This is a genomic window from Streptomyces capoamus, assembly GCF_014654935.1.
Taxonomy (GTDB): Bacteria; Actinomycetota; Actinomycetes; order Streptomycetales; family Streptomycetaceae; genus Streptomyces; species Streptomyces capoamus.
Window position 1 is genome coordinate 40,639 of record NZ_BNBF01000002.1, and the last position, 10,110, is coordinate 50,748.

Sequence of the window (10,110 nt, forward strand, 5' to 3'; positions counted from 1 at the left end):
TCCCCCACCAAGGAAACGAACCCACGCCGATGACCGTCCTCTTCTGGATCCTGGGCGCCCTTGCCGTCCCCACCCTGATCTTCGTCCTCTGGCTGGCCTGGGTGTTCGTGAAGGAGCTCTTCCACCCGACCCCCGACGACGACGCCGAGGCGGCGGAGGCCGCCGAGGCCGCGCGCGCCGCCGAGGAGCTGGGCCTGCTCCCCGTGGAGCGGCAGACCACCGACCTCGCCGCGCCCCTGCCCGCGGAGTGGGCCGCCGTGCTCACCGCGGTGCGCGCCGGAGACTGGCAGCCGGCCGCCGACCTGCTCGCGGCGATCGGCCGGGACTGGGAGCGCCGGTCGGCGGCCACCTACCTGCTGGCCGAGCGCGCGGCCGAGGAGGACTCCTGGCTGCTGGCCTGGGAGGCCGCGCGGCGGGACGATCCGGACGCGGCCGTGGTCCGGGCGCGCAGCACGGTGATCCTGGCCTGGGACCTGCGGGGCGGCAAGAAGGCCCAGTACACGAGCAGGGAGCAGTTCGACGCCTTCCACCGCACGCTGGCCGGTGCCCGTGCGGAGGTCGCCCGGGCGGCGGAGCTGAACCCGGACGACCCGACGCCGTACATCGCGGAGATCTGGCTGGCGCTGGGCCTCGGCTACCCGAACGCCCAGATGGACAAGGTCTGGGCGGAGATCACCGCCCGTGCCCCGCACCACTACGAGGCGCACTTCTCGGCGTTGCAGTACTGGTGCGCGAAGTGGCGGGGTTCGGAGCGGCTGGCCGCAGAGTTCGCCGAGCGGGCGGCGGCCGAGGCGCCGCCGGGCAGCCTGCTGACGGCGCTGCCGCTCATCGCGCACTTCGAGCACGACGAGTCGGAGGACACCGAGGCCGACAACACGCCGCAGATGCTGGCCCGGGTCGACGCGGCCCTCGCGGACGCCGCGGCGGCCGACCCGTCCCACCCGCGGCTGCCGGAGCTGCGCCACCTGCTGGCGTTCTACCTGCACCTCCAGGACCGCAACGAGGCGGCGCTGGAGCAGTTCAAGCTGGTCGACGGGTACGTGAACGCGCTGCCGTGGCGCTACCGCGGGAACAAGGCCGCGTACTACTGCCAGGTCCGCGACACGGTGGTGCGCACGGTGACGCAGACCGCGACGGCGGACGCCTGACCGCGGAGGCATGAGGGATCCAGCCATTTCTCACGGCCGGCGAGCGCCGCGCCGTGCGTGCTCGCCACTGCTCCCGGACGAGGGCGCACAGGGGGCTGGAGAGCCGCTACGCGTTGCCCCTGGGCCGTGGGCGGACAGCGGACACAGGGGGCCGCCGGGCTCGGACGGTCGAATTCAGGACATCAACTCAGTTGCGGAAAAAGGCAGTTGTGTGCCCGGCGGCAGTAGAGTGCTGTGGCCGCTCGGTGACTTCCAGCGGCCGGACACGAGTACAGGGGGCTCCACATGCGGTGCTTAGGCCACGTGGGTTCCACCCCGTGGTTGCCAGACGCGGGTCGCGCAGGCGGCGCGTTCTGGCTACGACCTCAGTGCGTAGGCATTGGTCGTCCGGCCGGCATGTGTGGTACACCCCGCGAGATCCGGACGCCGATGTTCTGACAGAACTCGGAAGGATCAAGGTTGTCCAGTCAGGTTCCGGTGTGCAATCACCGGGTCTACGAAGTTGTGATCGTCTTCCTCGTGTCCGTGGTCGCCGGCCTGGTGGCCGGCCTGTTGTGGACCACGCTCGGCATGTCGCCGGTGTCCGCGGTCGCCACCGGAGCCGCCGTCTTCGCGGGAGCCTTCGGGCTCTGCATGACGGCCGTGGCGTATGTGAAGAAGCAGGGTGGATAGCACTGCTTCCGTTCGCCCGCGCGTGCCCCGCCGGCCCGTAATTCGGGCGACGGGGCCGGTGACCGCCCCGTACATTCACCCCTCGGCCGAGAAGCAGAAGGTGAAGGGGAGGGCATGGGCAGTCCGGTGTTTCTGATCGGTGGCGGCTGGGACCGCACCGAGGTGTACGAGCCGTTCCTGCGCGAGGTGCGCGGGGAGCGGCGGGTCGGGTGCCTGGTCCTGGACGAGGGGGACGGGGTCGCGCAGTTCGAGCGGTACGCGGCGGCGCTGCGCACGGTGGACCCCGGATGCGTGCCGGTGCCGCTGCTGGTGCCGCTCGGCGGCCGGTTCGAGCCGGAGGACACGCTGGCCGGGGTCGACGGACTGCTGGTGTGCGGCGGGCTCACGCCCGCCTACCGGGACGCGCTCGCGGACTGCGCGGAGCGGCTGCCGGGGCTGCTGGCGGCGCGCGGTGTGCCATACGCCGGTTTCTCCGCCGGTGCGGCGGTGGCCGCGCGCCGGGCCGTCGTCGGCGGGTGGCTGGTGGACGGGGTGCCGGTGTGCCCGGAGGAGACCGGCGAGGACCTGGCGGAGGTCGAGGTACGGGCGGGGCTCGCACTGGTGCCGTTCGCGGTGGACGTGCACGCGGCCCAGTGGGGCACGCTGCCGCGACTGGTCGCGGCGGTCGCGCGGGGTGAGGTGCCGTACGGGGTCGCCCTGGACGAGAACACGCTGCTCGCGGTGGACGGCGACAAGGCCCGCGTGGCCGGGGCCGGCCGGGTCCATGTCGTACGGCCGGCGGCCGACGGGGCCGTCCTGGTACGGGCGTACGGCGCCGGGGAGGGCTTCGGCCTGGGCGGCTAGCCGCCCCGCGTCCCGCCCCGCGCGGACGATCCGCCGCGGGCCGTGGCCCGGCAGGACCACGGCCCGGCGGCATCACGCCTCGGCGCGGTACAGCAGCTCAGGACCACGGCTCGGCAGCACTGCGCCCAGCCGGCCGCAGGTCAGATCGTGGCGGTGTCGATGACGAAGCGGTAGCGGACGTCGCTCGCCAGTACCCGCTCGTACGCCTCGTTGACCTCGGCCGCGCTGATCAGTTCGATCTCCGCGCCGATGCCGTGCTCCGCGCAGAAGTCCAGCATCTCCTGGGTCTCGCGGATGCCGCCGATCATGGAGCCGGCGAGCGTCTTGCGGCCGCCGATCACCGAGAACAGGTTGAGCGCGATGGGCTCCTCGGGCGCGCCCACGTTCACCAGCGCGCCGTCGACCCTGAGCAGCGACAGCAGCGCGCCGAAGTCCATCGGCGCCGAGACCGTCGAGACGATCAGGTCGAAGGTGCCGGCCAGTTCCTCGAAGGTCTTCGGGTCGCTGGTGGCGTGGTAGTGGTCGGCGCCCAGCTTGAGGCCGTCGTCCTTCTTGCGCAGGGACTGGGACAGCACCGTCACCTCGGCGCCCATGGCGTGCGCGATCTTGACGGCCATGTGGCCGAGGCCGCCGAGACCGACGACGGCGACCTTCTTGCCGGGGCCCGCGTTCCAGTGGTTCAGCGGGGAGTACGTGGTGATGCCCGCGCACAGCAGCGGCGCGGCCACGTCCAGGGAGAGGCCGTCGGGGATGCGCAGGACGTAGTTCTCGTCGACGACGATCTTCTCGGAGTAACCGCCGTAGGTGGGCTGGCCGTCCTTGCCGACGGCGTTGTAGGTGCCGACCATGCCCTTGAGGCAGTACTGCTCCTCGCCTCGCAGGCAGTTCTCGCACTCGCGGCAGGAGTCGACCATGCAGCCGACGCCCACCCGGTCGCCGACCTGGAACTTCGTCACGCCGGAGCCGACCTCGGAGACGACGCCGGCGATCTCGTGGCCGGGGACCATCGGGAAGATCGCCTCGCCCCAGCCCTCACGGGCCTGGTGGATGTCGGAGTGACAGATACCGGCGAACTTGATGTCGATCAGGACGTCGAACTCGCCGACCGCGCGTCGCTCGATGGTCGTCCGCTCCAGCGGGGCCTTCGCGGCGGGCGCGGCGTACGCAGCAACAGTGGTCATGCCGGTGAATCTCCTAGCGGGGGGTCGCGCGCCCGGCTCCTTTCCGCCGGGCACGGCATCCAGCGTGCCCCGCGAGAGGCGGCTCACCCAGACCACGGCTTTGCGTACGACCGCTGTGCCTACCACTGGCGGGGTCAGGCTGGCCTGCGTACGAACAGCAATACTGGACGTATGGACAGCAGGGACGAGCAGCCGGACGTGACCGTGGCCGCCGGCCGGCCCCTGGACCGGCGGGCGGAGCTGAGCGAGTTCCTGCGCAGCCGGCGGGCCCGGCTGAAGCCCGAGGACGTGGGACTGGCCCCGTTCGGGCGGCACCGCCGGGTGCCGGGGCTGCGCCGCGAGGAGCTGGCGCAGCTGGCCGGGGTGTCGGTGGCGTACTACACGCGGCTGGAGCAGGGCAACGGCCGGAACGTGTCGGGGGAGGTGCTGGACTCGATCGCCCGGGCGCTGCGGCTGACGGACGCCGAGCACGCGCACCTCACGCATCTGGCGAAGCCGAAGGCGCACAAGAAGAAGCCGGCGGCGCGGCAGCAGCAGGTACGGGGGGCGCTGCGGCAGCTGCTGGACTCGATGGAGGGCGTGCCGGCGTACGTGGTGGGACGGCGGACGGAGATCCTCGCCTGGAACCGGATGGCGGCGGCCGTCTTCGGTGACTGGGCGGAGCTGCCGCCGGCCGAGCGGAACTGGTCCCGGCTGGTCTTCCTGCGCCCGGAGTACCGGGAGCTGTTCGTCGACTGGGAGCAGAAGGCGATCGACATCGTCTGTGCCCTGCGCATGGACGCGGGCTGCTACCCGGACGATCCGCGGCTGTCGGCGCTGGTGGGCGAGCTCTCGGTGAAGAGCGAGGAGTTCCGCCGGCTGTGGGCCACGCACGACGTCAAGGAGAAGAGCCACGGCCTCAAGGAGCTGCACCATCCCCTGGTGGGCGAGCTGGCCCTGTACTTCGAGAGCTTCCGCATGACGGACGGTTCGGACCAGTCCCTGCTCACCTACCACGCCGAGCCGGGCTCGCCGACCGCGGAGTCCCTCCGTCTGCTGGCCAGCTGGGGTGCGGACGCGAACCGCGCGGCGACGCGCTGAGGGGCACACCGGAGGCGGGCCTCCGGTGCACCCCTCGTCAGGGAGCGCTGCGGCTTACTTGCCGTAGTACGCGTTGTAGATCGTGATCTCCGACGTGTTGCCCTTCTTGTCGGTGATCTTGGCGCGGAACGAGACCGCCTTGTCCTTCGCCGGGTTCTTCACGGTGATCTTGCCGTTCTTGACGGTGACCTTCTTGAAGTTCTTGCCGTCGTACGAGACGTAGACGGCGAGGGACTTCAGGTTGCCGCCGGCCGCGGAGCCCTCGACGGTGACCGGGAAGGTGACCGTCCTGCCGGCCGCGACCCGGCTGTCCAGGCCGGTGGTGGCGCCGAAGTGCAGGGACGAGGCGGGCAGCTGGACGAAGTCCGCGGGCTTCTTGGAGCGGAAGGTCCAGGCGGCGTCGATGCGTGTCGAGGCCGCCGCGAGCTTCGCGGACCGCTTGACCGAGGTGGTCAGCTTGTACGCCGCGTCACCGGCCGGCACCTTGAAGGGGTTGTCCCCGAACAGCGGGTCGCTGCTGGAGCCGACCTTGGTGCCGTTGCGGTACAGCGTGGTGTTCACCGAGGTGAACTGCGAGTACCCGTTGTGCCGGGCGGAGTCGGCGACCAGCGGCAGCGAACCGAAGATCTCGTTGCCGTCGCGGAAGATGCCCAGGCCCTTGGCGACGTGCGGGCCGAAGACCGCGGTGTTGACCGTCTTGGTGTAGCTCTTCCCGGCCTTGAAGGCGAACTGCCCGAGGGCGTAGCCGGCCTCGTAGATCGGGAAGCCGTCCTGGTCGACCCCGCCGTTCTGCTGGAACTGCAGCTCCCACTTCGCGCCGCCGGTGGCGGACAGGTGCAGGGTGCGGGTGCCGGGCAGCTTCTGCGGGATGCTGATGGAGGAGGCGCCGGAGCTGCCGGGCAGCCAGCCGACCGCGTCGACGGAGCCCTTCTTTCCGGCGGCCGGCGCGCCCATCCGGACCTTCACCGTGGCCAGGTCGCTCGCCTTGTAGTGCTTGGTGTAGCCGGTGGCGAGCTGCTTGACCTGGCCGCCGGAGGTGACGTCGTACTGCTCGGTCGCACCCTTGCTCCAGTGGGCGTCCCACTGCTGGCGCAGCGTACCGGCCGGCAGCTGCGGGCCCAGGTGGCTGGTGCGGAAGCCCTTGTACGAGTTCAGGAACCAGCCGTAGCCGAACTGGCCGTCGCCCACCGTGACGTCGAAGCCGGGGTAGGCGAACTCGGACTTCGCGCCCGCCGCCGGGACGGTGATGTCGACGGGCTTGGCCTTGCGCGCGTCGATGGTGATCGTCTGCTTCTTGCCGACGGTCAGCTTCGGCTGCGCGATCCAGTCGGTGCCCTTGGTGGCGTCCCGCGGGTCGACGAAGACCGAGGCGTTCAGGATGTACGTGCCCTTGGGCGCGCGCACCTTCACCGTGCCCGACTTGTCGTACGGGTTCAGCCACAGGCCGTTGGCCAGGCCCGCGACGCCGGACACGTCGGCGCCGTAGTTCGGGGTGGGCTTGCCGTCACGGCCGATGAACTTCAGGGTGAGGTCGTACGACTCCACCTCGCGCTGCACCGCGGCGGCCGAGCGGACCGTCTGGCCGCCGCCCGTCGCCGTCACGTACGCCGAGTAGGCGCCGTCGAGGGTGCCGCCCAGCTTGGTGTTGACCGTGAGGTCGGCCGAGGCGGTGCCGTGCGCCGGGACCGTCACCGTCGGCGTGCCGAGCTTGAAGAAGCCCGCCGGGGCCGCCGCGCCCTTGGGGCCGGTGGCGGTGCTGGAGAGGGTGAGCGTGACGTCCTTGTCGCCCAGGTTGCGGTACGTCACCTTCTTGGTGACCGGCTTGTCGTCGGTGTGCGGCCACTGCTGCACGCCGAAGCTCACCGAGACCGGGTCGGCGACGATCGACTGCTTGATCGCCTTGTCGACCTGGATGCGGCCCGTGCCCTGCTGGAACGCGGTGTACTTGCCGGCCTTCGTGGAGCCGGTGAGGGCGCCCTTCAGCTCGGTGTAGCCCCAGTCGGGGTGTTCCTGCTTCAGGATGGCGGCGGCGCCCGCGACGTGCGGGGTGGCCATCGAGGTGCCGGAGATGGTCAGGTAGCCCTCGGGCTTCTCGCCGACCTCCTGGTCGATGACGCTGCCCTTGGCCGCGGCGGCCGTGATGTCCACACCGGGCGCGGTGACGTCCGGCTTGATGGCGCCGTCGCCGGTGCGCGGGCCGGTGGAGGAGAAGTCGGCGAGCTTGTCCTGCTTGTCGACGGCGCCGACGGTGAGCGCGGCGTCCGCGCTGCCCGGCGAACCGATCGACTGGGGGCCGTTGTTGCCCGCGGCGATCGCGAACAGCACGCCCTTCTCGGCGGAGAGCTTGTTGACCTCGGCCTCGAGCGGGTCCACCTCGGGGGTGTCGTAGCCGCCGAGGCTCAGGTTGATGACGGAGGCGCCCTGGGAGACCGCCCACTCCATGCCGGCGAGGATGCCGGAGTCGTCACCGGAGCCGGTGTCGTCCAGGACCTTGCCGTTGAGGAGCTTGGCGTCCGGGGCCACACCCTTGTACTTGCCGCCCGACTTGGCGCCGGTGCCCGCCACGATGGAGGCGACGTGCGTGCCGTGCCCGAAGTGGTCGGTGGCGTCGGCGGCGGAGGTGAAGTTCTTGGACGCGACCACCTGGTCCTTCAGGTCCGGGTGGCGGGTGTCCACACCGGTGTCCAGGACGGCGACCTTCACGCCCTTGCCGGTGTAGCCGGCCTTCCAGGCGGTGGGCGCGCCGATCTGCGGCACGGACTTGTCGAGGGAGGCCTTGCGGACCCCGTCGAGCCAGACGTGCGCGATGCCGGAGGCGGTCCGGTCGCCGTTGGTGACGGCGTCCCACAGCTCGGCGGTGGCCTTGGCCGGGGTCTGCACGGCGTCCGCGTTGAGCGCCGTCAGGCTGCGGCGCAGGGTGCCCGCGTCCCGGACGTCGGCCTTGGCGGCGGTGGCGGTGCCGCGGTAGCCGACGATGACCTTCAGGCCGTTCTTCTGGGCCTTGCGGGTGGCGGCCCGGTTCAGCTCGGTGACGTCGAACAGGCGCTGGTCCAGCGTGCCGGAGGCGACCAGACGGGCCGCGTCGGCGGGGACGACCAGCGTGTGTCCGGCGGCCTTGCGGACCTGGAAGGGTATGTGCTCGCGTCCCTTGGCCCGCTGCAGGCCGACGACACGGCCCTTGGCGTCGAGGGCGACGCGGTCACCGGTGATGAGCGTGACGTGGTGGGTGGCGGCGCCCTGGGCGGCGGCGGTGGCGGCCGCCGAGGGCTGCTGGGGCTTCGCCGACGCCGGGCTGGTCATACCCGCTGCGAGGGCGACCGCTGCGGCCGTTGCCACGGTGGCCGCAGCTGCTCTTTTCACTTGTCTGCGCAAGTTCTCCCCCTGGAGATGAGGTACCGGGCGAATTACCCGTTCACCCGGTCGGGGGCCAACTCGCACACATGCACGCCAACCCCCCGGATCACGCAGTATGCCGGGGGGTGATCAGACGGCTCAATAGATGAGAGGAAGGTGTGAAAGCGCATCCCGGAACTGTTACGAGCCGGGCGGGACACCGTTACAGAATCGCGAAGTCCTGAACGTTCTCCGGGTGTTATACGCCGTCATGTCCGTCCCCGGTCCGTACGGCGCGTACAGGATCTCGTTCCGGGCGACGGGAGAAGGCCGCACCCCGCACACACCGGTGCCGCCCCTGGAGGCGGCACCGGGAGGGGACTGCGAGCGGCTGTCAGACGGCCGAACCGGCCTTCCACTGCGACCAGTCCATGTTCCAGCCGTTGAGGCCGTTGTCCGGCGAGACGGTCTTGTCGCCGGTCTTCTGGACGACCACGACGTCACCGACCAGCGAGTGGTTGAAGAACCAGGCCGCCGGCGTGCTCGGGTCGTTCGCGCCCTTCTTGTCCTGGAGGCCGACGCAGCCGTGGCTGGTGTTCACGCTGCCGAACACCGAGGACGCGCCCCAGTAGTTGCCGTGGATGAAGGTGCCGGACGTGGTCAGGCGCATGGCGTGCGGCACGTCCTTGATGTCGTACTCGCCCTTGCCGTCGGAGTCCTTGAAGCCGACCGTCGCACCGTTCATGCGGGTCTCCTTGAACTTCTCCGATATCACCATCCGGCCCTCGTACGTCTTCTTGTCCGGGGCGCCGGCGGAGATCGGTATGGTCTTGACGACCTTGCCGTCCTGCGTGACCTTCATCTGGTGGGTCTGCGCGTCGACGTAGGAGACCTGGTTCCGGCCGATGTGGAAGGTGACCGTCTTCTGCTGGACGCCGTGGACACCCGGCGCGCCCTCGACGCCGTCGAGGGCCAGCTTCAGCGTGACGGTGGAGCCTTCCTTCCAGTACTCCTCCGGGCGGCAGTCCATGCGGTTGGCGCTGAACCAGTGGCAGGCGACCTCCTGGCCGCTGCTGGAGCTGACCGTGATGCCCTTCTGCACGGCCGCCTTGTTGGTGATCGCCTTGTCGAAGGTGACCGACACCGGCATGCCGACACCGACCGTGGAGCCGTTGTCCGGGGTGTAGGTGCCGATGAAGCTGTTCGCCGGGGAGACGGTGGTGAAGGAGGCGTTCTCGTGGGCTATGCGACCCTCGGAGTCCTTGGCCTCCGCGGCGAGCTTGTAGGTGGTGGAGCGCTCCAGCTGGACGCCGGGCTTCCAGCTCTTCTTGTCCGCGGACAGCTGCCCGGCGACGGCCTTGCCGTCCTGGGTGGTCATCGTGACGTTCGTCAGGGTGCCCTTGCTCACCGTGACGACCGCGGAGTTGTTGATCGAGGCGTTGTTCGAGCCGTCCTTGGGCGTGATCGTGATCTGCGCCTCCGACGACTTCTTGGCCGCCGCCTCGTCGACCTTGGCCTGCGAGGTGTCGCCGCCACCGCCGGAGCCGTCGGCGTCGCCGCCGGAACACGCCGTCAGCACCAGCACACCGCCGAGCAGAGCGGACGCGGCCGTCAGGCGCCGGCGCCGCATGCTGTCCGTCATCACAAGCTTCTCCATCATTGCCGAGTCGCGATAACCCCGAGAGTCCCCGTCAAGAACCTTCAACGCTACGGCCGGGCCGTCCCGTTCCACAGTCCGTGGATCTGTGGGGCATCCCACGTCCACGGGAACGCGGTCGCGGGTGGTGCGGGATCCGGGCCGTACGCCCCCCTGGGACGACGAAACCCCGGACGGCGGTTGCCGTCCGGGGTCC

General features: G+C 70.6%; 7 protein-coding genes. 4 read left to right on the top strand and 3 right to left on the bottom strand.

Features of this window, described 5'->3' with window-relative positions:
* The first annotated feature begins 29 nt into the window (after nt 1–29).
* The 3 genes from IE312_RS03700 to IE312_RS03710 all read left to right on the top strand — a co-directional run bounded on the left by IE312_RS03700 (nt 30) and on the right by IE312_RS03710 (nt 2,663).
* Complete coding sequence (locus IE312_RS03700) at nt 30–1,148, top strand: hypothetical protein (RefSeq protein ID WP_189978344.1); 1,119 nt, start codon at nt 30–32, stop codon at nt 1,146–1,148.
* Between the two features lie 459 nt (nt 1,149–1,607).
* Nucleotides 1,608–1,820 (top strand): hypothetical protein, encoded by a 213-nt coding sequence (locus tag IE312_RS03705; protein WP_229898989.1) that lies wholly within the window; start codon nt 1,608–1,610, stop codon nt 1,818–1,820.
* A gap of 114 nt (nt 1,821–1,934) precedes the next feature.
* A complete protein-coding gene (locus IE312_RS03710; protein WP_189978346.1) occupies nt 1,935–2,663 on the top strand; it encodes a Type 1 glutamine amidotransferase-like domain-containing protein in 729 nt (242 codons plus the stop codon).
* Between the two features lie 140 nt (nt 2,664–2,803).
* On the opposite strand, the gene IE312_RS03715 is transcribed toward IE312_RS03710, so the two are convergent.
* Entirely contained in the window at nt 2,804–3,844 is a 1,041-nt protein-coding gene (locus tag IE312_RS03715) for an NAD(P)-dependent alcohol dehydrogenase (RefSeq protein WP_189978348.1), read from the bottom strand.
* Nucleotides 3,845–4,015: 171 nt separating this feature from the next.
* Between IE312_RS03715 and IE312_RS03720 the strand changes: the two genes are divergently transcribed.
* Nucleotides 4,016–4,924 (top strand): helix-turn-helix domain-containing protein, encoded by a 909-nt coding sequence (locus tag IE312_RS03720; RefSeq protein WP_189978351.1) that lies wholly within the window; start codon nt 4,016–4,018, stop codon nt 4,922–4,924.
* A gap of 54 nt (nt 4,925–4,978) precedes the next feature.
* Here IE312_RS03720 and IE312_RS03725 read toward each other — a convergent pair whose 3' ends face one another.
* Nucleotides 4,979–8,224, bottom strand: coding sequence for a S8 family peptidase (locus tag IE312_RS03725; protein WP_229898990.1), 3,246 nt, complete (start codon nt 8,222–8,224; stop codon nt 4,979–4,981).
* A 427-nt stretch (nt 8,225–8,651) separates the two neighbouring features.
* Nucleotides 8,652–9,899, bottom strand: a complete 1,248-nt coding sequence (locus IE312_RS03730) for a L,D-transpeptidase (protein ID WP_189978354.1) — start codon at nt 9,897–9,899, stop codon at nt 8,652–8,654.
* Between the last annotated feature and the right edge of the window lie 211 nt (nt 9,900–10,110).